Source organism: Pseudomonas sp. QD4, from assembly GCF_049199125.1.
Lineage (GTDB): Bacteria > Pseudomonadota > Gammaproteobacteria > Pseudomonadales > Pseudomonadaceae > Aquipseudomonas.
In genome coordinates, this window is sequence record NZ_JBLZOM010000002.1 from 940,238 (window position 1) to 964,772 (window position 24,535).

A 24,535-nucleotide genomic window follows, 5' to 3' on the forward strand; every position below is an offset into this window, starting at 1 on the left:
TCTGGATAAGCGAATCAAGTTGCGGCACTATCCGCCGCCATAAAGTGCCCGCCGCCCTCCACCGGGGCGCTGGAAACGTACCCAGGTAGCAAGGACGCCCCCATGTCATACCCACCATTGTCCGTCCGAAGCGGGTCGACTCCGCTGCGGAGCGCCCGGCGATGACTTCCGCCCGTGACGAGCTGATTCGCCTGATCACCGCCCTTCTGGCCCACAGCCTCGCGGTGGCCGCTTGCGTGTTGATCGATTACTACGGCATCCCGTTCTACGAGCAGATGTTCGGCAGCATCAGCAAGTTTTTTGGCTTTGGCCCGATGATGCGCACCCTGTTCTGCCTGTTCGTCGCGGTCAATCTGCTGATCGCTATCATTCCGGTGCTCAGGATCAAGCTGTTGCTGATCCTGCCGCTGTTGCTGCTGACCGCTTACATAATGTTCCCCCACAACCCGATTCGTGGCCTGGTCTACTGCTCGGAGCTCGGCCTGCTGCCCTTGGCGGCGATCTATCTGTCCCGAGGGCTGCATCAGTTGCTCAGCCCAAGGGCGAAACGAGCCTGCGCCCCGTGAGCCGCGACACGTTCATCCGCATAGGCTGCGCGCTATTGGCACACGGCCTGGCGGTCGCGCTGTTTTACCTGGCGCATCTGCTGGGCGTGCCGCTCTACCTGCAGCTATTCGGCTCGATCTCGCGTGGTGTCGCGGTGGGACTTGGGGTCTATTACCTGTTCATCCTGTTTATCGGGGTCAACGTACTGGCCGCGCTGGTGCCCAACCTCAAGCTCAAGCTGGGCCTGATCCTGCTGCCGGTGCTGGCCAGCGCCTGGATGTTTTTCCCCAGCAACCCCATACGCGGCATGGTGTATTGCGCCTTGTCCAGCGGCTTGCCGTTACTGGCGATCTGGCTGGCGCAGCGCCTGCATCGATTGCTACGCCCCAAGGACCTGCCCCATGAGTGATGGCCTGCGCCTGCCGGCGCCCCTTCGGTACCTGAGCCTGCTGCTGGTGCTGGGCGCCAGCGGCAATTGCCTGGCCATGAGCCTGGACCAGCAGTTCGCCGGCCTGGCCAGTTGCAGCGTCGAGCAGGTGTTTCTCGACCCCAGCAACCAGCAGCTCAGCGGCCAGTACTTTGTCGAGCGCCAACTGCAACCCTGCGACCTCGATGAAGGTGCGCGCTTTTGCGTCAAGGACCAGTTCCACGGGCTGGCGGTGCATGCCATCGGCATTCCGTATCGCGGGCCGTTTTCAGTGCACGCGCTGTACCTTGACGCCGATGTGCAGACGGCGCGCCAGCAACTGGGCCAAGGCTTCGACGGCGACGGTGTACAGGCCCCGTTGTTGATTGCCGACCCGAAGAATCCCGGCGGCTCGGTGCTGTACTGCGACCCGGACAGCCAATAATCCCTTTTGCCCCACCCGCGACGGAGCTCTCGATGCCCTCTCCCTTCAACACCCTGGGCCTGGCCCTGCTCGGGCTGCTGATCAGCCTCGCGCCCCCGGCCCTGATGGCGGCGGAATCCGGCTGTCCGAGCGGCGATCTGCCGAGCTTCGTCCAGGCGTTCGCCAGCAGCCCCGAGTTGCAAAAGACCTACACTCGCTCGCCGCTGATCGAACAGCGCCCGGCCTATGGCGATCAGGGCTATGGGGTCACGACCCTGCACAAAGTGCCCGCCGCCAACCCCGCGAGCCTGGCCCTGCTCGACCCTAAGGTCCAGGCCAAGGCCGGTTTGCAGACCTTCTGGATCGACAAGCGCAGCCTGGTGGTGCACGACAGCCTGGGCGATGTGCTGCAGGTCTTTGTGTTCCAGCAGTTGCCGTGCTGGACCCTGGTCCGGGTCGAACAGTGGTCGCTGCAAGGCCTGCTCGATGAGCGGGTGCCGGCCAATGAAACGCCCTTGCAGCGCGAGCTGCGCAAAGCCGACCTGTTCGAAGGCTATGGCGCGGTGGAGCTGTATCCGCTGACCACGTACTTTTTCGAGCTGGCGCAGCGCATCGACCTGCACGCCGCCGACAACGGCTCGGCCGCCGGCGCCACCCGGGCCGTGATCCTGGGTTATTCGGGGATGTCACCGGAAGTGGAACCGGCGCGGATCGAATCCCTGCTGAGCACCTATGCCGAATCGGACGTCGAGGCCAAGTTGCTGCTGGCGGACTTTTACTGCTTCCGGGGCAATCAGGTGTCGGAACGAAAATGCCAGGCGCCGCGCCAGGCCGAAGACACCGTGACCCAGGCCGCCCGACAGTTCGACACCGGCATGGCCTATGCCACGCTCGGCTATGGCTACAGCGAAGGCCTTTGGGGCACCGCCGACCTGCCGCGTGCCCTGTCCTGCTTCAAGGAAGCCGCCGACCGCCATGAGCCGAGCGTGCTGCAGAACCTGGTCCACTACGCCAAGGAAGGCCAGGTGCCACAGCCTGGGGTCAGCTGCCTGCAAGCCCCGGCACCGACCGCCGGTTGAGTGTATCGGGCAATGGACTGGCGCCGCTGATCCATGCTTTCGGCCAGCAAAACCGGGGGAAATAAGGGCTTTTTGCTGGCGCGATGGCTTTTTTACCAATGGATACAGCTAATCATTTTTTCAGATATGGCGAACCGTTTATCCTCTGCGGCATCTGTTTAAAGTCCGTTGCGTTTGGCCGAAGGCATGACCGAACCTCACATAGCGATCCAGCGCGCAGCCAGGAAGGCCTCGGGATCCCCAGAACAAGGTTCACCTATGCACCGCAGGAATCTACTCAAAGCCTCCATGGCTCTGGCTGCCTACACCGGCCTTTCGGCCAGCGGCCTGCTGGCGGCCCGTGCCTGGGCCGGCGCTGCCGATGGCGAGGCGCAGACTTTTGATTTCGAGGGCCTCAAGGCCCAGGCCAAGCAGTTGGCCAGCAGTCGCTACCAGGACACCAAGCAGGTGTTGCCGCCCACTCTGGCGACCATGACCCCGCAGAACTTCAATGCCATCCAGTACGACGGCGCACACTCGCTGTGGAACGACCTGAATGGCCAGCTGGACGTGCAGTTCTTCCACGTCGGCATGGGCTTCAAGCAGCCGGTGCGCATGCACAGCGTCGACCCGAAGACCCGCCAGGCGCGGGAAGTGCACTTCCGTCCGCCGCTGTTCAACTACCAGAACACCAGCGTCGACACCACGCAGCTCAAGGGCGACCTGGGTTTTGCCGGGTTCAAGCTGTTCAAGGCTCCGGAGCTGGACAAGCACGACGTGGTGTCCTTCCTCGGCGCCAGCTACTTCCGCGCGGTGGACGCCACCGGCCAGTACGGCTTGTCGGCCCGTGGCCTGGCGATTGATACCTACGCCAAAAAACGCGAAGAATTCCCCGACTTCACCCAGTTCTGGTTCGAAACCCCGGACAAGGACAGCACCCGCTTCGTGGTCTACGCCCTGCTCGACTCGCCAAGCGCCACCGGAGCCTATCGCTTCGACATCGACTGCCAGGCCGAGCGCGTGGTGATGGACATCGACGCCCATATCAACGCGCGCACCGCCATCGAGCAACTGGGCATCGCCCCGATGACCAGCATGTTCAGCTGCGGCACCCATGAGCGGCGCATGTGCGACACCATTCACCCGCAGATCCACGACTCCGACCGCCTGGCCATGTGGCGCGGCAATGGCGAATGGATCTGCCGCCCGCTGAATAACCCGGCGAACCTGCAATTCAACGCCTTCGCCGACAAGGATCCGAAAGGTTTCGGCCTGGTACAGACCGACCACGAGTTCGCCAGCTATCAGGACACCGTGGACTGGTACAGCCGGCGCCCGAGCCTGTGGGTCGAACCCACCACGGCCTGGGGCGAAGGCTCGATCGACCTGCTGGAGATCCCGACCACCGGCGAGACCCTGGACAACATCGTGGCCTTCTGGACCCCGAAAAAACCGGTGGCCGCCGGCGAATCGCTGAACTATGGCTACAAGCTGTACTGGAGCGCCCTGCCACCGGTGGGCACGCCGCTGGCGCGGGTGCATGCCACGCGCTCGGGCATGGGCGGCTTCGTCGAGGGCTGGGCTCCAGGCGAGCACTACCCCGAGGTCTGGGCCCGGCGCTTTGCCGTGGACTTCACCGGTGGCGGCCTCGATCGCCTGCCGGCCGGCACCGGCATCGAACCGGTGGTCACCGCCTCCAACGGCCAGGTCAAGGACTTCAATGTGCTGGTGCTGGACGAAATCAAGGGCTACCGCATCACCTTCGACTGGTTCCCCACCAACGACAGCGTCGACCCGGTAGAACTGCGGCTGTTCATCCGCACCCATGACCGAACCCTGAGCGAAACCTGGCTGTACCAGTACTTCCCGCCCGCCCCGGAAAAACGCAAATACCCCTGACCCGTAACCTCGCAGCCCGGCAGCGGCACACACTTTGTAGCCGCTGCCGCAGGCTGCGCCGGCCCCAAAAGGGCGCCGTGCCGTGTCAGCTGTACTCGATGCTTTAACCGACCCTTCGATTACGGCGCGCCATAAAAAACCGGTCTACAGGGCCAATGCCGATCAGTTAAGCGCTAGAGCGAACGAAACATAACCTGTGGCGAGGGAGCTTGCTCCCGTGGGGCCGGCCGGGGCTCCGGGGCGTAGCAGCCCCATTTTTGGGGCCGCTGCGCGGCCCAGCGGGAGCAAGCTCCCTCGCCACAATGACGGTGCTTGCCCTTAACTGACTGGCATTAGCCGACAGGGCCGGTTTTTTATGCCGCGGGTTTGTCAGTCGCGCAGATCCGATTCATGAATCGGCTGGTCCCTGTGGGTCGCCCGCTGGTACTGCGCCGGCCAGGTGGCCTTGCGTCCGCCCAGGTCATCGTCGGCGTGCAGCGGCCAGTACGGATCGCGCAGCAGTTCGCGAGCGAGGAAGATGATATCGGCCTGGCACGTGCGCAGGATGTGCTCGGCCTGAGCCGGCTCGGTGATCATGCCGACGGTGCCGGTGGCAATCCCGGCATCCTTGCGCACCCGTTCGGCGAAGCGCGTCTGATAGCCGGGGCCGACAGGAATCTCGGCATTGGCCGCCGTGCCCCCGGACGAGACATCGATCAGGTCCACCCCCAACGCTTTCAGGCGCCGTGCCAGCTCCACCGTTTCATCCGGGTTCCAGCCGTCTTCCACCCAGTCGGTGGCCGACACCCGCACAAACAGCGGCAGCTCTTGCGGCCAGACCGCGCGCACGGCTTCGCTGACTTGCAGCACCAGGCGAATCCGGTTGTCAAACGAGCCCCCGTACTGATCGCGCCGCTGATTGCTCAACGGCGAGAGGAACTGGTGCAGCAGGTATCCGTGGGCCGCATGCACTTCGACCACCTTGAAACCGGCAACCAGCGCGCGTTTGGCGGCGTCGACAAAGGCCTGGATCACCTCGGCGATCTGCCCCTCGTCCAATTGGGTGGGTGGCGTGTGCTGCGGGTCGAAGGCAATCGGCGAAGGCCCGACCGGGGTCCAGCCGCCGTCTTCGACCTTGACGCTGCCATGCTTGCCCAGCCATGGCCGATGGGTGCTGGCCTTGCGCCCGGCGTGGGCCAGTTGAATCCCGGCTACCGCGCCCTGGGCGGCGATAAAGCGGGTGATGCGTTGCAGCGGTTCGATCTGTTCGTCATGCCACAGGCCCAGGTCCTGGGCGGTGATGCGCCCGTCGGCGGTGACCGCCGTGGCCTCGGTGAAAATCAGCCCGGCACCGCCCACGGCACGGCTGCCCAGGTGGACCAGATGCCAGTCGTTGGCCAGGCCATCGACGGCGGAGTATTGGCACATGGGTGAAACCGCGATGCGGTTGAGTAGGGTCAGTTGACGCAGGGTATAGGGTTCAAGCAGCAGACTCATGGGGCACCTCTCGATCAATGGTCAGGCTCCAGGGTTCTGTTTGAAAAGTCGACGAGTGACAACAAGGTGAAACGCCCGCCCCCGCGGGGTGAAAAAGGACAAGAGGTCACAAGGCCAATCAGACAGTGCTTAGAGACTAGTCGACAACATTGGCCGGAGCAGGGTTCCTGGTAAAAAGCCCGTGAGGGGTGGGCGCTGGAGTATCTGGAAGAACGGCGGCGGGTGTAGCCGCTGCCGCCAGGCAGTGCTGGCCGGGACAGCCGCCGAATGGTGCCAGGAAGAGCGGCGGTGAGGCTGATGGCCAGCGCAGCCTGGCGGCGGCTACAGGAGCCGGCCGAGGGGTGTCAGGCGGAGCTGGCCATCAGGATCAGCGGGGTTCGATATGGGCGATCATCAGTTGCACGGTTTCCTGGCCCCGGAATTCGTTGACGTCGAGTTTGTAGGCCAGCTCCACCCAGCGGATGGTCGGGTTGGGCCAGACTTCGCGGTCGATGCCGAAGGCAATGCCGTCGAGTTTGAGCGAACCGCACTCGCTGCGCAGCACCACCTTCAAATGGCGCTCGCCGACGACGCGCTGTTCCACCAACTGGAACACACCATGGAACAGCGGCTCCGGAAAATGCTGCCCCCAGGGCCCGGCATGACGCAGGGCCCGGGCCAGTTCCAGGTGGAATTCTTCGATGGCCAGGGTACCGTCCGACAGCAGGCGTCCGGTCAGGTCTTCCTCCTGCAACTGGCGTCGGACTTCTTCATCGAACGCCTCGGCAAATGCCGGGAAATTCCCCTCAGGCAACGACAAACCGGCCGCCATGGCATGCCCGCCGAACTTGCTGATCAACTGCGGGTGCCTGGCGGCCACCGCGTCCAGCGCATCGCGAATATGGAACCCCGGCACCGAGCGCGCCGAGCCCTTGAGCATGCCCTCGCCGGCATCGGCGAAGGCGATGGTCGGCCGGTGATAACGCTCTTTGAGGCGCGACGCGAGAATCCCGATCACCCCCTGGTGCCAGTCGGCATCAAACAGGCACAGGCCGAACGGCATGGACTCCAGCGGCAGGTCCTTGAGCTGGGCCAGGGCCTCGCGCTGCATGCCCTGCTCGATGGATTTGCGGTCCTGGTTCAGCTCGTCGAGCTGCCCGGCCATTTCCCGCGCTGCCGCCGCATCGGCGGTGAGCAGGCATTCAATGCCCAGGCTCATGTCGTCCAGGCGCCCCGCCGCGTTCAAGCGTGGGCCGATGATAAAACCGAGGTCCGTGGAGGTGATACGGGCGTGATCGCGCTTGGCCACCTCAAGAATCGCCTTGAGCCCCGGCCGCGCACGCCCGGCGCGAATCCGCTCCAGGCCCTGGTGCACCAGGATCCGGTTATTGGCATCCAGCGGCACCACGTCGGCCACGCTGCCCAGGGCCACCAGGTCCAGCAGCTCGCCGATGTTCGGCTGCGGCTGCTGCTCGTACTTGCCCAGGCTGCGCAGGCGAGCACGTAGCGCCATCAGCACATAAAAGATCACCCCAACCCCGGCCAGGGCCTTGCTCGGGAACTCGCAACCCGGCTGATTGGGGTTGACGATGGCATCGGCCGCCGGCAGCTCATGGCCCGGCAAGTGGTGGTCGGTCACCAGCACCTGCAAACCCGCTGCTTTGGCTGCGGCCACGCCCTCGACGCTGGAAATACCGTTGTCCACCGTGATCAGCAACTGCGGCTCGCGCTGCAGCGCCACCGCGACGATTTCCGGGGTCAGGCCATAGCCGTATTCGAAGCGGTTAGGCACCAGGTAGTCGACATGGGCCGCCCCCAGCAGTCGCAGGCCCAGCACGCCCACGGTGCTGGCGGTGGCACCGTCGGCATCGAAATCGCCGACGATCAGAATGCGCTGGCGCTGCTCCAGGGCCACCACCAGCAAATCCACGGCGGCATCGATACCCTTGAGTTGCTGATAGGGAATCAGCCGCGCCAGGCTCTTATCCAGCTCGGCCTCGGACTGCACGCCGCGGGCGGCGTACAGGCGGGTCAGCAAGGGCGGCAGATCACCGAGAAACGGCAGGGTGGCGGGCAACTCACGGGGTTCGATACGCATGGGGCGATTGGGGCTTCTCTTCTAATGCAGGGTGACGTCAGAGGACGGGAACGAACGGTTGGCAATCAGCCGCGATCGCCCATCAGCCATTCGAGCTGGACTTCGTGCTGGCCACGGTCATCGGTGACGAAGATCGTGCCTTCGCTGATCATCACGTCCCACTTGATCACCCGGGGCATGTCCTTGGCCAGGGTCTCCAGCACGTCCTGGGGCACGCCAGCGATGTTGACGTTTTTCAGGTTCTTCAGGGTGTCGACCACCCGGGTCTGCCACACACGCAGGCTGCCGTAGGCCAGCAGGCTGGTGCGCTCGGTGCGACGCGAGCACCAGGTCAGGCGGTCGGCATCCGGCTGGCCGACTTCGATCCAATGCAGGACGCGATCATCCAGGCTCTTTTCCCACAGGGCCGGCTCATCCACATCCGACAGGCCGCGACCGAACGACAAGTGCTCGTTGTACCAGAAAGCGTAGGCCAGCAGCCGCACGGTCATGCGCTCTTCGGTTTCCGAAGGATGACGGGCGATGGTCTGCTTGACGCTCTCGTACACCCCACGGTCGAGGTCGGTGAGGTTCAGTTCAAACTTGTAGGTGGTGGACGGCTGGGCCATGTGCGCGCTTCTTGATGTGCGAAAAGGCGGCAAGTCTAACCCGAAACCTTTCCCCCTGCCCGGCCGATGACCCGCCGTCGGGCACCTGGCGCCACCCCACGCCAGCCCGGCGGCCGCTATCCAAGCAGGCAGGCGAAGGCAAGACCCTGGCACCGATTGCCACGATCCGCGCGAGCAGGGGTTGTTCCCAGGCGCCGAGGGCTTTATAACGCTCGCGCGATTCAGGATGTGCGTTGTGCCGACCTGAAGCCATCAACGGAAAAGGAAGCTCATGGAAGTGTTTGTAGGAATCGGTGCCGTGGTTGCCGTGGTCGCGGCAGGCTATTGGTTTTACCGGCACAAGAAAGCCAAGGCCCTGCGCCTTAGCCCCCACGACGTCGCCCAGATCAATCGGGTCAATCTGGTGCTCAGGAGCGAACCGCTGCTGGCGCTGGAAATCGCCCAACGCCTGGAAGGGTATGCACGGCAGCTGGCGTTGCAATATGTGGCCCCGCAGTTGGTCAGGAACGGGCACCGCGCCGCCGGCTTCCAGGCCCTGGCCGAACTGGTCAAGCCCAACCACGCCGACCCGCTGAAAACCATCCTCGAGATCCTTCTCGAACAAGGCGATCCCAAAGCCGCCCGGGAGCTGCTGGATATCAAGGGCTCGCAACTGCCGATCGACGGGCATATCGTCGGCATCGACCTGGCCCTGGCCACCGGCAACAAGGCCTCGGCGGTGCAACAGCTCAAAGCCATCACTGAACTCCAGGAAGTCGCCGGGGCCTTTGTCCTGTCGCGCGCCGACAGCCTGAAAATGGCGGCCCGCCAGCGCGCCATGCATATGAAGCAAGCCGCGTCCGTGAGCATCGCCTGGGCCTGGTCGACCCTGGGCGCCGATGGCACCCTGGACCGCCAGGAAATACGCGCCATCCTCCAGGAGTTTTTCGCCCAGGAGGGCGCCGCGCGGGTTATCGAACTCGCCGAGCAACTGCCCGAGGCCTACAAGGATTGCGCCGCCAGCGTGCTGTTTGAAGGTGGCGCACTGGAACCGGCCTTTATCCTGCTGGGCCAGGCCGGCGCGGAGCTGCCCTATGAAACTTACCCGCAACTGCTGGCGCTGGCCCTCGCTGCCGAGCGTCGGGATGACGCCCTGCGCCTGATTGACGCGGATCCTGAGTATTACACCGACGATCTGCTGCTCACACTGCTGCAATGGCACGTGCAGCGCGGTGAAACCGCAGCCGCCGACGCCCTGATCCAGGCCCGCCTGAAAACACCCGAGCAGTACCTGACGCTGGGTCTGGAGCTGGCGACGTTCAGCCACGCCTACCAGCCGCAATGGAGCCTTGCCTTGCGCCAGCGCACCGAGCAACAGCTGGAGCATATGCAGGGCGCGGAAAACGAGACGTGGTATCAGTTACTGGTGCTGGAAGGCCGGTTGCAGGCCCAGGCTCACCTGCCCGAAGCACACCGCGATCAGGCGCTGATAGGCAACCTTCAGCAACAGATCGCCGAGCTCAACACCGCGCTGGAAATGCCGGCCATCCAGGAGCGTTATGAAGCACAAGCCGTGCTCCTGCATGCCCTGGGCCAGGACGATGCTGCCGGCCAGCGGCTGCAGGCGCTGGCGCAGTACATCAAGGACCATCCGGATGAAGATGACGAGGAGGAGGACGAAGGCCCGGGCAGCTATGGCTTCAGCCAGAAACTGGACCTGGAGTGCGTGGCCGAGGCCTATCTGCGGATCGACCAGCCGCTGCCCGCCATTGCACTGCGCGATGAACTCGAGCGGCACGACTATCCGTGCCGTGACGTGTCGCTGCAGATCGCGCTCAATCACATCCGCCACCAGCGCCTGACGCAAGCCATCGAAGCGATCGATGTGAGCACCCTGACAGGCGGTGAAAACCTGCTGGCGCCGCTGCACCAGGCCATTGAACAGTTGCAGGCACAAGCCCCGACCCGCTATCGCGAGTTGCGGGAAAAGCTCCTCGACACCTTGATCAACGGCGACCTCTAGCCAGCGCCATGACCCAGGCGCCCGCGCGCCGCTGACGGACGCGGGCACCACCCGCCATGCACAGGAAAGCTCATGGATACACTCACAGCAACCGGATTGGCCGTGGCCATTGCCGGCGTTGCGGCCTATAGCTTTTACCGCTACCGCAACGCCCTGACCCTGCGCGTGACGGCGTCGCAGTGGGCGGTGATCAATCGCGCCCTGCTCCTGGCGCGCAGCAACCCCCTGGTGGGCCTTGAGATAGCCCGTCAGCTGGATGGCCATGCCCGGCAAATCGCCCTGCAAGGCCTGGCCCCGCTGCTGGTCGGTGCCGGCTACCGCCAGGAAGGCCTGCAGGTCTTGGGCGAGCTGGAAAAAAACAACCTGCCACAGCCCCTCAAGGAAGTGGTCGAGCTGCTGCTGGACCAGGGTGATCACCTGGCCGCACAGGCCCTGCTGGATCAGACCGGGGTACTGATGCCGGTCGACGGGCATATCGCGCTGATGAAGCTGCGGTTTGCCAAAGGCGACCAGGACGGCGCACTGCAAATACTGAAGATGATCGGCAGCGTCCAGACCCAGTCAGGCGCGGACTTGATCTCGGCCCACGACAGCCTGCGCATCGCCCCGCTGCAACGCCAGTTCGGCCAGACCGAGTGCGCCGCCATGAGCATCGCCTGGGCCTGGATCAACGCACGCGAGGCAGACGGCAGCCTGGCGCCGAAAAAACTGCGCGCCCTCTTGCACGAGTTCTACCTGCAGGACGGCGCTACGCGGGTGATTGAGCTGGCCCAGCAACTGCACGCAAGCGAGAAAGCCATCGCCGCCAGCGTGCTGTTCGAGTTCGGTGCTCTGGAACCCGCCATGACCCTGTTGGGCGAAGCCGGCAAACACCTGGCTCACGACGCCTACGAGCAGTTGCAGCGCCAGGCCCTGGCTGCCGACGAGCTGGACAAGGCCGAACGTTTGATCGAACTCGCCCCCGCCTACGAACACCATGAATTGCTGCTGGGACTGATGAACTGGCACGCGAAACGCGGCGCCACCGCCCTCGCCGAGGAACTGCTGGAAACCCGTATCCACCCTGCCGAACAGCGCCTGGAGCTGCTGCTCAGGCTGGTGAAAATGAGCCATGCCAGCCAGCCGCAATGGAGTGCCGCACTACTGGATCGGGCCTCGGAGTTTCTGCCCGCGACGCCGCACGGGGAGGCCGACAACTGGTATCGCCTGCTGATCCTGGAAGGCCAGTTGCAGGCCCAGGCCCGCCTGCCCGAAGCTCGTCGCGACCCAAACCTGATCAGCCACAATCTGGTGCAACTGCAGGGGCTCAACCCGGACCTGAACCTGGAGGAAAAGCTCGATCGCTACTGCGCTCAGGCGCCACTGCTGCACCTGTTTGGCCAGACCGGATACGCTGTGCAGCTCCTCGATCACCTGGTGCAGCAACTTCGCGACAATCAGGAGGCGGACCCCATCGAGCAGCAGTTCGATCTGGAGCGAGTGGCGCAGGCCTATCTGAGCATCGACCAGGTCGAGCCGGCCATCGCGCTGCACGAGAGCCTGCGCACACTTGAGGCGCTCTACCGCCACGAACTGGCCCAGGGCATCGTGCTCAACCACGTCCAGCACCAGCGCTTTGCCGAAGCCATCGCCGCCATCGATTTCAGCATCCTGCTCGACCCGAACCGCGTGCTGACCGCCTTGCTCCAGGCCTTGCAGCACTTGCAGTTGCAGCAACCGGAGCAGGCCCGCGCCTTGCACCAGCACCTGCTCGACACCCTGATCCATAGCTCGCTGACCACAGGCACCCCGGACTGACATTCGCCTAGCCGCAACCCGGTGGTCCACGCCGGCCCTGACCCGTACCAGAGGAAAATCGAATCATGGAAGTGTTTATCATCCTGCTGCTCATCACCGGCGTGATCTCGCTGCTGGTGGTGTATGCCCACAAAAGCAGCAGCACCAGCCTGGGCCTGGGCATCACCGAGGGCGAGGCGGCGCAGATCAATCGCGCCGCCCACCTCAGCACCGTCGAACCCCAGGTAGCCTTGCAACTGGCCCAGCGCCTGACGGGCAAAGCCCGGCAACTGGGGCTGTTCCAGATACCCAGCGCGCTGTACAAGCAGGGAAATCAGGAACAGGCCCTGGAAGTACTGGCCGAACTCGATGAAACCTACCAGCCCATGGCGCTGAACCAACTGCTCGAAACCCTGCTCGACAAGGAGGGCCCCCAGGCGGTGCTGAGCCTGCTGGAGCGCCTGCAGCAACCCCTGCCGTCAGCGCCCCTGCTGCGCATCCCGCTGCTGGTGGCCATGGGTGAACGCGAGCAGGCCCGCGCGCTGCTGGTGACCTTCGGCGTCGAGCAGTTGAGTCCGGACTCCCCCAGCGAGCACCGGCAGTTGGCTGCCCTGCAACGCAGCCTGGGCCTGGCGGATAAAGCCGCCATCAGCATCGGCCTGGCCTGGCAACTGCTGCTGAAACAGCCGGCCGACGAACTGGACGCCTATGAAGTGGAAGAGACCCTGCTCGAGTACCGTGCCCAGGGGCAGGATGCGCAGTTCCCGGCCATGGCCGCGCAGTTGCCCGAGGCAGTGCAGATCATCGTCGTGGTCCTGCTGATGCAGGCCGGGGAGTTCGACGCCGCGTTCGAGGTGCTGGCGCTGAATCCCGAGCCCGACGATTACTTGCGCTACCCGCCGCTGCTCAAGCTGACCCTGGACGCCAACCGCCCGGAACTGGCGCGACAGCTGATCGCCCAGGTGCCGGAGACCTACGCCAGCGAGCTGCTGTTGAGCCTGTTGAATTGGCATGTCGCGCGCAATGAGATGGCCGAGGCCGAGTCGGCCTTGCAGGCCTGTGCCGTTTCGACCGGGCAGCGTATCTGGTGCCTGATCTGCCTGTGGGGCACCTACGTCGAGGAACACGCGCAATGGGGCGCCCACCTGCTGGAGCAGGCCTTGCAGGCATTGGAGACCTTGCGTGGCGATGAGCAATGGCCGTGGTTGCGCCTGCTGATCCTGGAAACCCAACTGCGGGTCCAGGCCGACCTGCCGCGCCTGCGCCGCGACAGCTGGCTGATCCGCAACAACCTGGAGGAGATGGCGCGCCTCAACACCCAGCTCGAATATGCCGATCGCCCGATGAAACAGGCCTTGCAGGCCAAGCTGCTGCACGACCTGGAGCAGACCCGGCAAGCCGGCGAACTGCTGGACCAGGCCGTGCAAGCCCTCGACGACGAGAGTCAGAATGCGGCGCTGGACCCTGGGGAAAAAAACCTGTTTCTGGAACAGCTGGCGCTGAGCTACGTCTACATCGACGACCAGGCAAAAGCGCTCGCGCTGCAGACCCGCCTGGAACAACAGGCGACCTTCACCCACCAGTTGAGCCAGGCCATGGTGCTGAACCATATCCGCCAGCAACGCTTTGAGGAGGCGATTGCCGGCCTGGAGCTGCGCAATCTGTTTATCGGCGAAAACCCGGTGCAACAGTTGCACCTGGCCCTGGAAACCCTGAGCCACAGCGCCCCGGAAAAAGCCCAGGGGCTGCGCCAGAAACTGATCGACAGCCTGGCTGCCGAGAGCGCCTGGGGTTACCCGAACGCAGCCTGAGGCCGTGTCGAGGCCAGCCGCTGCACGCCTTAACGCGGCGCGTAGCGGCTCCAGAGTTCGTTGAACTCCTTGAGATAACTGGTCACCAGTAGCGGATGGTCGATCACCAGCAGGTTTTCCTCATTGCCGGTGGTGGCGCTGCGGGTCCAGTTGAAGCTGCCGTTGAGCAAGGTGCGGCCATCGAACACAGCGAACTTGTGGTGCATGTGGAACGGCGTGTCGTCGATCCGTACCGGCACGCCGGCCTCGCGCAACGCGGCGATATCACTGCCGACATCGAACTGCTTTTCACTGTCGCTGATCACCCGCACGGCCACGCCGCGCTGGTGGCAGGCGCGGATTTCATCGCTCAGTTGATCATCGGAAATGGTGAACACGCAGATATCCACCGAGATTCGGGCCTGGCGACACAGATCGCGGATCTTGCGCCGGCAGTCTTCGCCAGGGCTGAAGTGGGCGCTCGCCTGGTCTCGCACCGGGGCGTTGTTGACATCCAGGGTCTTGATCACCTGCTCCAGCCATTTCAACGCCGGCAGCACATTGGCGCTGTCGGCCAGGGCCAGCTCGCGCACCAGGTCAAAGGCACGGTTACGCATGTAGCGCACCTGGTCCTGACCCAGTTCACTGCCCAACTGGCGCAGCTCGTCGCGCTCTTCGTTGCTCAGCCGCAGGTCCAGCACGCTGTCGCGCAGTTGACGGTCCAGCCCTTCAAAGTCCATGCAAACTCCCTGTTGTTCAGATCCACGCAAGTGGCGCCCGCAGCCTTGGCCCGGGCGACTCGGTTCAAGGCTGCTTGTCGTCCAGGGTCGGCACCTGGCCATTGCCAAGCATCTGCCCCAGCTCATTGAGACGGTTGGAGATGTCAGTGATGCGGTGGTGGGTGTAGAGATCGACGTCGATCTTCTTGTGCATGACCTTGATCAGCGGCAAGAAACTGCTCTCCAGGTTCACCGCCAGGCTTTCCAGGACCTCGCGCAGGCCCTTTTGCTCCGGCGCCAGCACTTCGACCTCGATGTTGGTCGGCTGGCGCCCCAACTGCTCCAGCCCGGCCAGCAGCTCGCGCCATGGCAAGCCGCTTTCGGCATTTTCAGCCGCAGGCTGGCGCGCCAGGCCACGCACACCTTCCACCAGGTCGTTGAGCTGGGCCACCACGCGGCTGCCAACGTCGCTGTCGCTGCCGCCCATGGAGCGGTTGCGCTGGAAGTCGCGCTTGATCTGCGTCCAGCGCTGCACCTGCTCCGGTGTCTGGTTACCGCGCAGCTCGGCGAGCTTGAGCAGGTTTTCCTCGGCACCGGTGGTCAGCAGCTGGGACTCGCCCTGGTAGTGATCGGCGAGCAATTGCAAAAGCTCGGCGTCGTTCATCACCGCGGAAATCTTCTCCGCCATTTTGTTCATGTTGCGGTAGCTGCCCTGCAACTTGAACGGCGGTTCGGTGCGGTACTGGTCGGCCTGGGCCGCACTGGCGATGTACTGCTGGTTGACCTTGAGCACCACGTCGCGCACTTGCATCAGGCGCTGCAAGGTGGTGGTGATCTCGTTGATCTCGGCACCGCTGTAGCTGTGGCTCAACTCGTTGCTGGAGAACGGCTTGCCCTCGGCCTTGGCCACGAAGCGATAGACGTCGGCCATGTCGCGGGTGGCCAGCGGCGCCAGCACCGGGTTGGAGGTCAGGCCGTTTTCGATGTAGCTCAGGGCGAAGGATTCCTGCATGCCGCCCAGGGTGTCGCCCAGGTTATAGATATCGGCCCGGTTGGCGAGCATGTCGGGGATCTTGAACACATCGCCGGACTCGGTGTACGGGTTGCCCGACATCACTACGCAGAACTTCTTGCCGCGCATGTCGTAGGTCTTGGTCCGTTCCTTCCATACGCCTTCGATGCGCCGGGTGCCGTCGCACAGCGAGATGAATTTCTGCAGGAACTCGGGATGGGTGTGCTGGATGTCGTCGACATACAGCATCACGTTGTTGCCCATCTCCAGGGCCAGGTTGAGTTTCTCCAGTTCCTGGCGCGAGGTGGCGTCCGGGGCCTGGGCCGGGTCCAGGGAGCGCACGTCGTGCCCCAGGGCCGGACCGTTGATCTTCATGAAGATCAGGCCCAGGCGATGGGCGACGTATTCCATCAGGGTGGTCTTGCCGTAGCCCGGTGGCGAAATCAGCATCAACAGGCCCATGAGGTCGGTGCGCTTGTTCTCGCCGACCGTGCCCATCTGCTTGGCCAGGTTGTCGCCGATCACCCCCAGGTACACATCGTTGATCAGCTTGTTGCGCACGAAGGAACTCAACGGACGCGGCTTGAATTCGCTCAGGCGCAAAGCCTCGCGCTCGCGGCCGATGATGCCCTGGCGCAATGCCTGGTAGCGCTGCAGGCCCGGCAGGAAGTGCTCGCGATGGCTGCGCAGGCGGGCGAAGAACTCGTCCACCGCCAGGGTCAGGCTGCGCTCCTTGATCCGCGGGTGTTCACCCATCAGGTTGTCGACGCTGAACCGCAGATCGACTTCGGTAATGCGCTTGGCGAAGTCCTGGGGCAGCAGCGACAGGGCCACGGCCTCGGGCACGTAGTCCGCCAAGGCGGCCAATTCGGCCTCCGAGCACAAGCCATCGAGCCAGTTGCCGGCCAGCGCCCATTGCGCCGCCGGGCGATCCTCCAGCCGCGCCAGCGCCTGCTGGTAGTCGTCCCACATGCGCGCACCCTGCAAGCGCACCTTGAGTGCTTCCTGCAGTTGCTTGGCGTACTTGCTGAAGGTGAATTCGATGCGTTCGGCAGCCAGTTCCTGGACCAGGTACTCGGCGGCCTCGGCCACCTGCGAGCCATTGAGCGCCAGGGGTTGTTCAAGCAAAAACTGCTGCATCGCCGTGGCGATTTCCGCCTGCAATTGCAACAGCCCTTCGCGACGCCCGAACAGTTGCTGGATATGCCGGCTGGTGCGCGCCCGTTCCGACCACTGCGCCGGGGCTTCAAGGCTGCGTTGCAGGTTCCAGAACACACTGGCGAAGGCCCGTGGCAGCGGGCCGTAGCGCAGCAGCCCGGCGCTTTCGCGCAGCGGCAGTAGCTGGATCAGAATCGCCGCCGCGTCGTGATCGTGGATGCCTTTTTCGTAGCCTTCCTTGTAGCGTGGCGCGGCGAAATCACGAATCACCCGCGCCAGTTCTTCCGGCTGCGCCAACAGCGGCTTGAGCAGTTCCAGACTCAGGCCTTCCTGCCCGGCATCGGCCGCATCCAGCACCTGGCCGGCGAGGTATTCGGCGCGGTAGAGCTGGGCCGATTCGGACTCCAGCGCCACCTGCCAGAAGTCGCGCAGCGCTTCGAGTTCGGCATCGTGCAACGGCTCGAGGAAATCGGTGCCGGTCAGGTGCAGGTGCAGCTCGTCACCCCGGGGCATCAGGGTCAGGTCGAGTTCCTGGGTGTTGACGCTGAAGCGATGGCGCGGGCCGAGCTTGATGACATTGCCGCCCTCTTCGAACAGCTCGGTCTTGTCGCGCAAAGCCCGTACCGCCTGGTCGCGGGCGCCCTTGAGGCGGGCCTCGACGTCGTCGGCCTTGACGCTGTCCTTGAGCTGGCGCAGGCGTTCGGCCAACTCGCGCAACTTGAGGATCAGCGGGTCGGCGGCGAAGAATGCATTGAGCTCTTCAGCCTGGGTGAACTTGGCGGTGCGCCGGGTCAGGCTGTCGAGAATCCGCCGCGCGGCGTCGAGCAGGCCCTGGGCCTTGCGCTGGCGCTCGTCGAGCAGGGATTGCTTGTGGGCTTCGAAGGTTTCCAGCAACTCCTCACGCTTGGTGAGGATGTCGCCCATGAATTGTTCGTGATCGCCGAAGCGGCTTTCCAGCTCCTCCAGTTGCACCAGCAGGCGCGACAATTGTTCGTCGCAACGCTCCGGGTCCTGGGCCTGTGCCAGGGCATTGGTGATGCCCTGGCTGAACAGTTTGAACTGGGCGCCGAACTGGGCCACGGTCTCGGTCGAGCCCAGGGCCTTGCGCCGCTGTTCGGCGCGGGCCTTGGCCTGGTTCAGGCGGGCGTAGATCTCGGAGATGGACTCGATGATCCGCGTGCGCTGGGTCGCGTCGTCGATCTGCAGCGAAGCCATCAGTCCGGACAGCATGTCCAGGTCGGCAGCCATGGCTTGCAAGGCCTTCAGCGGCTCGGCCAACTGGGCCACGGTCTGGGCTTTCTGCGCCTCGCCGTCGAGGGCCTCCAGACGCGTGACAAACGGCTGCAGCGCCTGCTCGCTGGCGAGGAAGGTCGCGGTGCCGGCGGCGGTGCGTTCCTGGGCCTGGAGCAGCTCGGCTTCCATGGCATCGATGCGCGCCACGTCGATGTAGCGGTATTCGCGAATGGTCAGCAGCAGGCCGCGCTGGGCGGTGATGGCGTTGAGCGCATCGACGAAGTTCTGCACCTGGTCCCAGCTGTCCACCAGCAGGCCGGCGAGCAGGGCTTTCTGCTTGTCCTCGGCGCTGAGCATGGCCTGGTCGGACTGGCGACGAATGCCCTCGACCTTCTCGTACTCATCGAGCACCAGCTCCGAGGTGGCGGCCACTTCGCGCAGCAGCGGCGCCAGGCCGCCGACTTCCTCGCTGCCCAGCCAGTGGTAGACGTCGAACAGGCGACGGGTGTTCTGGCACAGCAGCGAATAGCGCTGCACCGACACCGCCGGAGTGCCGATCTCACGGCACAGGTCGTAGAGGTCGGACACGCTGCGCACCAGCTCGGCATTGCCGATACGCCCCAGGAAACCGCTGCGCGCCGGCTGACGAGCCGCGTATTCCTCGGTGAAAAACGGCGTCTGCCAGACCTGCATCGGGTGGATACGGGTCGGCTCATCACCTTCGGCGGCAAAGATCACCATGCGCCCGTCTTCCAGGCGCGCGTAGCCGTGGCCGAACAAGGGGTTCTGCAACTGGCGGTTGATCATGTTGTAGGTGAGCAGGACCGAACGCCCCTGCTCGGGGTGATAGAAGATGTACTGCACGTCTTCGCCGTTGGGCGAGCGTACCGAGCGCTTGAAGCGCATGCCTTCCATCGATTGCTCGAAGGTCTTGTACTCGCCGCTCTGCAGGTAGTAGCCACCGGGGAAGATGATGCCGTGGTCTTCCGGCAGCTGCACGCAGGCCAGGCCAATGGCATCGATGCGCTCGACCTGACGGGTCAGGCTGTTGAACACCAGGTAGCGCCACTGCTCTTCGCGGTACGGCAGGATCTTGAGCAGGATCAGGCTGCCCAGGCGGGCGAATTCGATCTGGCCGTCGTCCAGGGACTGGGTCTTGTCCAGCACCTCCTCGCGGTAGATGCCCAGGCCATCCTCGGTGTTGTTCTCGACCTTGACGGTGAGGTCGCCGCCCATGGTTTCGACGAACACGGTGTCGAGGATGTTCATGTGCGGGAAACGGCCTTCGACGGCCATTTCCCGGGTTGCTTTGCGCCACTCGAAATCGAACGGGGCCGGCAGCGCTATGTCGCGCTCGCCGCGGTTGTCGATGTAGCGCACGTCGCGCCCATCCAGGGAGATGGACCAACGGAACACCCGCACGTCGGTGATGCGTTCTCCGATCTGGAAACTCGCCAGCAGCTTGCCGTCGCGAATCGCCAGTTGCAGCAGGCGGGTGTTCTTGTAATAGGTGTAGAGCTCGTTGAAGTCGTTGAGAAAGCCCTGGGCGGCAAGGAAAGTGCCTTCCAGCGGCACGGGTTCGGCCTCGTAGCCTTCGCCCTCTTCCACCAGCCGATAGAGGGAGAACACGTCGGCGACGCTGGTCTCCTTCTTCAGGCCGATAAAAACGTTGTAGCCAAACAGCAGGCAGTCGCCGACCTGGACGATGTCCCGGGCGATGCAGTTGTTTTCGGTGCGGATGCGCACGCGCCCGACCACTTCCATGCGGCTGTTGCCGAACTCTTCCAGGCGGCGCTGGTTGAGGCCTTCGGCGGTTTGCCGCAGGCGTTGGCCCTGGTCCAGCAGGCGCTTTTGCAGCACCTCATAGGCGCCGCCTTCGGCGACGGCCTTGTCCAATACATCCTGTGCGGGAGTTGCGGCTTGTGCGTCCGACATCGTGGCCTTCCTGGATCTACGGCGGTGTACAAAAAAAGAAACTGAGCGCTGCTAGCTGATGCGATGGGCTGTAGCTGGCGTGGCTGCTGAAGGTTGAGGGCGCTGGCGCCTGACAAACCGTTGATCTTCCGGGGTTATCCGGAGGGTTGTCAGGGCCAGCGCAGCCTCGCGGGCTCGGCAGCGACTACAGGTGCATCAGGCTTCGGCTGCCGGAGTTTCGAGCTTGCGCTCGGCAGCAGCGGCGGCCAGCTCGGCGGCTACGGCGGGAATGCCTTTGCCATTGAGCAAGCGGGACAGGACGTCCTGGACCACCGGGCTCTTGCCGACCACGCCTTCGATGGCCTTGCCCACCGACAGCGACTTGGCGAAGGAGTTGAAGAAGTCGCCTTCGCCGCCGACGATTTCGATCTTCGCCTTGCTGAGGGCAGCGGACAGCACTTGTGCCTGGTCCTTGGCGATGTCCTTGTTGGCGGCGATGGCAGCCATCGCTTCCTCGAAGTTCTTCTCCAATTGCATGCGGAACTCTTCGTGCTGACGGGCGCTGTCGCTGAGGGAATCCAGGGCACCGAACTTCTTGCCCAGGCCTTCGGCTTCGGCGTTCAGGCGCTCCAGCAATACTTCGGCCTCGGCCGAACCCATGTCCTTGGTGGCCTGGGCCTTGGCCGCGCCCAACTGGGCTTCGCCACGGGCCTGGGCACCGAGTTTCTCTTCCATGACCTTGGCTTCGGCCAGGCCATCTTTCTCTTTGGCTTGCGCCTGGGCTTCCATGACGCGGGCGTCGGCCAGGCCTTTTTCCTGCTCGCCACGGGCTTCAGCGATCATCTGCTCGGCGCGAACCCGTGCCTGGGCCATGCCTTCCTTCTCTTGCGCGGCGACGGTGACTTCCAGAACCCGCGCATCGGCCAGACCAGGTGCAGCGCGTTCGGCTTCCAGGCCTTCGGCCAGGCGTTTCTTGGCTTCGGACTGCTTGGATGCGGCTTCCAGATCGGCCTGGGCCAGGTTGTTGATTTCCACCGCGCGATGCTTGGAGCGGGTTTCGTCGGCTTCGGCCTGTTTCACCTGGCGGACCATTTCCTGCTCGGCTTCGGCTTGCGCCTGGAGCACGACGACCTGCTTGGCACGTTCGGCCTGGGAGATCTCGCGCACTTCCTTGATCCGCTCTTCTTCCTGGGCCACGGTCTTCTCGACCGCCACGCGCTCACGAATCACCACGGCGATGTTCTTGCGCTGCTCTTCCAGGGCTTTTTCGCTGTCGATGCGTTGCAGCTCGACTTCACGCTCGCGCGAGACGATTTCCAGGTCTTTGGCGCGGGTGACTTTCTCCACCTCGATCACCACCGCACGCTGGCGGTTCTGCTGCGCCACTTCGACTTCGCGCTGATGGTTCTCGGTGCGTACGTCGATTTCCTGCTGGGTCTGGATGCGAGCCTGCTCGGACTTCAGGCGCTCCTCTTGCTGGACCTTGGAGGTCTCGGCTTCTTCGCGGGCGCGGATGGTTTCGATCTCGCGCTTCTGCCGCGCTTCGGCATCGGCCTGCTGGCGTTCGAGGGACAGCGAGGCTTCGCGGGTCTCGACGTTTTTCTTCTGGATCGCCAGTTCCTGGTTACGTTCCAGTTCGTTGGTGATCACGTTCTGCATGGCGGTCAGTTCGGTGATCTTGCGAATACCCTCGGCGTCGAGAATGTTGCTCGGGTCCAGGGAATGCTTGGCGGTCTGTTCCAGGTAGTCGATGGCCACGTCTTCCAGCACATAGCCGTTGAGGTCGTTGCCGATCACTTCGATGATGCGATCGCGGAAATCCTGGCGGTTCTCGAACAGCTGCACGAAGTCGAACTGCTTGCCGACGGTTTTCAGGGCTTCGGAGAACTTGGCGTTGAACAGCTCGTTGACTGCCGAGCGATCGGAGGCACGATCGACACCGATGGCCTTGGCCACCTTGAGCACGTCTTCCTGGGTTTCATTGACCCGCAGGTAGAAAGCCACGGTGATGTCGGCGCGCATGTTGTCACGGCAAATCAGCCCGTCCTTGGCGCGACGGTCGACTTCCAGGGTCAGCAGGGAGATCTTCATGAACTCCTTGAGGTGGATGACCGGGTACACCAGGGCGCCGGTGAAATGCACCTTGGGTGTCGAGGACATGTCGTTGACGATCAGCGCGGTGCCCTGCGGGACCTTGATGTAGAACGCCTTGAACAGCGCCAGCAGGCCGAAGACCACCAGAACGACAAGGCCGACCCCGAACAGGATGGGCAGCAGTGACGGTAAGTTCATTGAAATCAATCTCCTTTGATCTGAGGGAGTCGGGGTCAGATGCCCCGGAACTCGGCCTCGGTAATGACCCGATAGGCGTGTTGCGCCTCCAGATACTCCAGTAACACGACGCGATCGCCGCGTTTGAAAGCCAGTGCCTCATCGGCACGCACGCGCAGGATCAGGCCCGCGCCACCGTCTTGCAGAATGGCTTCGCCGTGCTCCAGGGTGACCCGGCCACTGCGTATCACCGCCGTTTGCCCGATCACTGATCGGCTGTTGGGCGCTTCCATCTTGTGAAACAAGGGCCGCAACGGGCTGCATACCAGCGCACTGATGGGCGCGGCGATAAACAGCGCGATCACGGCCAGCACCAGGCCCAGGGGATAGCGCAACAGCCCCAGGTCCAGGTGGCTGAGAACGAACAGCTCGGCGAAATAGGTAATGAACCAGCTGAAAAAAAACAGCAGGGTCAGGACCAGGGTCAGCGGAATGCCGTTGAGTTTGAACTTGATCAGCAGGCCGGCCAGGCCCTCGGCGTTGCCAGTGCCTTCGAGCAGCGAGTCGGCCTCGACGTCCAGCAGGTCGATGTCGATCATGCCCAGGGCGACGATCGCCCAGTAGATGACCGCCAGGCACAGCATGAAGCTGAACAGCACGGTGGGAAATGACAATACGGTCTGCAGGAAGATTTCCATCGCGTTCCTATCCCTGAAAAAAGCGGGCAAGGCCAGTTGGCCCCGCCCATCGACAACGGTGAATCAGGTCTTGCCCTGGTCCTTCAGACGCGCCAGCACGCTGTTGGCGCTATGGCGGTCTTCAATGATCCCGGCGGCCCGCAGCTTGGCATGCAGCGCGTCCTCGGGGCTGGCGGCGCTGGCCAACTCCTCGGCCGCCTCCATCTGCGCCGCGCGTTCAGCCTGCTGGCGCTTGATGCGCTCCAGGGACTCGACCGCGGTTTGCAGTTTGTTCTGGGTACCGCCATAACGCTGGGCCACGGCCAACTGGGCCTTTTGCACGCTTTCGGTGGCCTTGACCGTATCCACCTGTTGTTTCAAATGCTTGATATTGCCCTCGGTCTGATTCACCGCCTTGCGCAACTGACTGACGCTGGCGGCAAAGCCCTCGGACTGTTCCCGCTCGGCACGCAACTCGGCTTCGAGCTGGGCGATCTTCTCTGCCACTTCCAGGGCCAGGGCTTCGTTGCCGACTTCCAGGGCCTTGAGGGCATGGGTTTCGTATTCACTGACACGGGCCGCGGTTTTCTGCACCTGCTCGGACGCCAGCTTCTGGCGCGCCATGATCTGCGCCAGAGACTCTCTTGATGAGCGCAACGCCTGCTCGGCATCGCGGATTTCCTGATCGAGAATACGCAGCGCCTGGCTGTCCACCAGGGCCTCGCCGGCTTCCGTCGCGCCACCACGCAGAGCGGTGAGCAATTTGCTCCAAACGTTCATGTGCATTCCTCCAATCAGGCCTGAGCCTTGAGATAGCCTTCGTAAGCCTCGGTCGCGCGAATCACGTTGCTGGCCAGGGTCTCGATCTCGTACAGCACGTTGGACAGCAGCGAGGTCGCGCTCAAGGCGCCGAACATGCTGTAGCAGCGTTCGCCATCGGCCTGGGCGTCCAGACCGATGCTCGACAGCGGAAACAGTTGGCGACTGAGCAGCACTTCCTCGTTGAAAGCCGCCACATCACTCACCGCGCTCTGCGGCCAGAGCAGCGCCTCAACCAGGATCTGCCCTCCGTGCAAGGCCACGAACAGCGGCAAGTCGCCGTATTCATGCATCGTCACGTGGAGGCTGGCGTCGGCGCCGTCGAGCAACTCGACACTGGCATCGCCAGCGCTGAACAACTCGGTGCCGGCCAGGGCCTGACACAGTGCTTGGGCATTCCAGGTTTGCGGCATGCTCATGTCTCCTTCCTTTTCCACCGGGCCCCGGTCATGCAGGCGTTGGCGAAATATTCGTGGGTATTAACTGAGGACTCGGTTTGCATGGAAGAGAGATTAATTCATCACGCGTGAGAATTTCAATAGCATCACGCGTGATACTAAAAAGACATTTTTTCGGCACGCAAAACAAAACCTCAGGGCACGCCTGAAGCCGGAAAAAGGGAGGGAGGTAAACAAGACACGAGGACCTTTCCCTGGTTTTCCGAAGCGCG

Annotated in this window: 17 protein-coding genes; 8 read left to right on the forward strand and 9 right to left on the reverse strand. The window is 63.7% G+C overall.

Going from position 1 to position 24,535, the window contains the following annotated elements; genetic code table 11:
* Positions 1-161 precede the first annotated feature (161 nt).
* From ACOZJV_RS15290 to ACOZJV_RS15310, 5 genes are all read left to right on the forward strand, one after another.
* Positions 162-566: a hypothetical protein gene (locus tag ACOZJV_RS15290; RefSeq protein WP_421547978.1), complete on the forward strand. Its 405-nt coding sequence runs from the start codon at positions 162-164 to the stop codon at positions 564-566.
* Positions 563-955 carry a hypothetical protein gene (locus ACOZJV_RS15295; protein ID WP_201129609.1) on the forward strand — a complete coding sequence of 131 codons (393 nt, stop codon included), beginning with the start codon at positions 563-565 and terminating at the stop codon, positions 953-955. The genes ACOZJV_RS15290 and ACOZJV_RS15295 overlap by 4 nt, the downstream gene beginning before the upstream one ends.
* A complete protein-coding gene (locus ACOZJV_RS15300; RefSeq protein ID WP_421547979.1) occupies positions 948-1,397 on the forward strand; it encodes a hypothetical protein in 450 nt (149 codons plus the stop codon). Before ACOZJV_RS15295 ends, ACOZJV_RS15300 begins: the two co-directional genes overlap by 8 nt.
* A gap of 32 nt (positions 1,398-1,429) precedes the next feature.
* Positions 1,430-2,455 (forward strand): hypothetical protein, encoded by a 1,026-nt coding sequence (locus ACOZJV_RS15305; protein WP_421547980.1) that lies wholly within the window; start codon positions 1,430-1,432, stop codon positions 2,453-2,455.
* Positions 2,456-2,713: 258 nt separating this feature from the next.
* Positions 2,714-4,333: a glucan biosynthesis protein D gene (locus ACOZJV_RS15310; RefSeq protein WP_201129602.1), complete on the forward strand. Its 1,620-nt coding sequence runs from the start codon at positions 2,714-2,716 to the stop codon at positions 4,331-4,333.
* A 369-nt stretch (positions 4,334-4,702) separates the two neighbouring features.
* Here the strand turns inward: ACOZJV_RS15310 and ACOZJV_RS15315 are convergent, their stop codons facing one another.
* The 3 genes from ACOZJV_RS15315 to ACOZJV_RS15325 all read right to left on the reverse strand — a co-directional run bounded on the left by ACOZJV_RS15315 (position 4,703) and on the right by ACOZJV_RS15325 (position 8,494).
* A complete protein-coding gene (locus ACOZJV_RS15315) occupies positions 4,703-5,809 on the reverse strand; it encodes an NADH:flavin oxidoreductase/NADH oxidase (protein WP_421547981.1) in 1,107 nt (368 codons plus the stop codon).
* A 367-nt stretch (positions 5,810-6,176) separates the two neighbouring features.
* Positions 6,177-7,886 (reverse strand): single-stranded-DNA-specific exonuclease RecJ, encoded by a 1,710-nt coding sequence (gene recJ / locus ACOZJV_RS15320; RefSeq protein ID WP_421547982.1) that lies wholly within the window; start codon positions 7,884-7,886, stop codon positions 6,177-6,179.
* Positions 7,887-7,951: 65 nt separating this feature from the next.
* Positions 7,952-8,494: a YaeQ family protein gene (locus ACOZJV_RS15325; RefSeq protein ID WP_020298997.1), complete on the reverse strand. Its 543-nt coding sequence runs from the start codon at positions 8,492-8,494 to the stop codon at positions 7,952-7,954.
* A 271-nt stretch (positions 8,495-8,765) separates the two neighbouring features.
* On the opposite strand from ACOZJV_RS15325, the gene ACOZJV_RS15330 reads away from it, so the two are divergent.
* The 3 genes from ACOZJV_RS15330 to ACOZJV_RS15340 all read left to right on the forward strand — a co-directional run bounded on the left by ACOZJV_RS15330 (position 8,766) and on the right by ACOZJV_RS15340 (position 14,083).
* Positions 8,766-10,496, forward strand: coding sequence for a hypothetical protein (locus ACOZJV_RS15330; protein WP_421547983.1), 1,731 nt, complete (start codon positions 8,766-8,768; stop codon positions 10,494-10,496).
* Positions 10,497-10,568: 72 nt separating this feature from the next.
* A complete protein-coding gene (locus ACOZJV_RS15335; RefSeq protein WP_421547984.1) occupies positions 10,569-12,293 on the forward strand; it encodes a hypothetical protein in 1,725 nt (574 codons plus the stop codon).
* Positions 12,294-12,358: 65 nt separating this feature from the next.
* Positions 12,359-14,083 carry a hypothetical protein gene (locus ACOZJV_RS15340; RefSeq protein WP_421547985.1) on the forward strand — a complete coding sequence of 575 codons (1,725 nt, stop codon included), beginning with the start codon at positions 12,359-12,361 and terminating at the stop codon, positions 14,081-14,083.
* Positions 14,084-14,112: 29 nt separating this feature from the next.
* On the opposite strand, the gene ACOZJV_RS15345 is transcribed toward ACOZJV_RS15340, so the two are convergent.
* The 6 genes from ACOZJV_RS15345 to ACOZJV_RS15370 all read right to left on the reverse strand — a co-directional run bounded on the left by ACOZJV_RS15345 (position 14,113) and on the right by ACOZJV_RS15370 (position 24,335).
* The gene (locus ACOZJV_RS15345; RefSeq protein ID WP_201129596.1) at positions 14,113-14,802 is read right to left on the reverse strand and encodes a phospholipase D-like domain-containing protein; all 690 of its coding nucleotides are present in this window, start codon (positions 14,800-14,802) and stop codon (positions 14,113-14,115) included.
* Between the two features lie 64 nt (positions 14,803-14,866).
* Positions 14,867-20,119, reverse strand: a complete 5,253-nt coding sequence (locus tag ACOZJV_RS15350; RefSeq protein ID WP_421547986.1) for a DNA repair ATPase — start codon at positions 20,117-20,119, stop codon at positions 14,867-14,869.
* A 195-nt stretch (positions 20,120-20,314) separates the two neighbouring features.
* The gene (locus tag ACOZJV_RS15355; RefSeq protein WP_078469971.1) at positions 20,315-22,390 is read right to left on the reverse strand and encodes a flotillin family protein; all 2,076 of its coding nucleotides are present in this window, start codon (positions 22,388-22,390) and stop codon (positions 20,315-20,317) included.
* 35 nt (positions 22,391-22,425) lie between these two features.
* Positions 22,426-23,067: a hypothetical protein gene (locus ACOZJV_RS15360; protein ID WP_078469970.1), complete on the reverse strand. Its 642-nt coding sequence runs from the start codon at positions 23,065-23,067 to the stop codon at positions 22,426-22,428.
* 63 nt (positions 23,068-23,130) lie between these two features.
* Complete coding sequence (locus ACOZJV_RS15365) at positions 23,131-23,826, reverse strand: PspA/IM30 family protein (protein WP_421547987.1); 696 nt, start codon at positions 23,824-23,826, stop codon at positions 23,131-23,133.
* Positions 23,827-23,840: 14 nt separating this feature from the next.
* Positions 23,841-24,335 carry a DUF2170 family protein gene (locus ACOZJV_RS15370; RefSeq protein ID WP_201132109.1) on the reverse strand — a complete coding sequence of 165 codons (495 nt, stop codon included), beginning with the start codon at positions 24,333-24,335 and terminating at the stop codon, positions 23,841-23,843.
* Between the last annotated feature and the right edge of the window lie 200 nt (positions 24,336-24,535).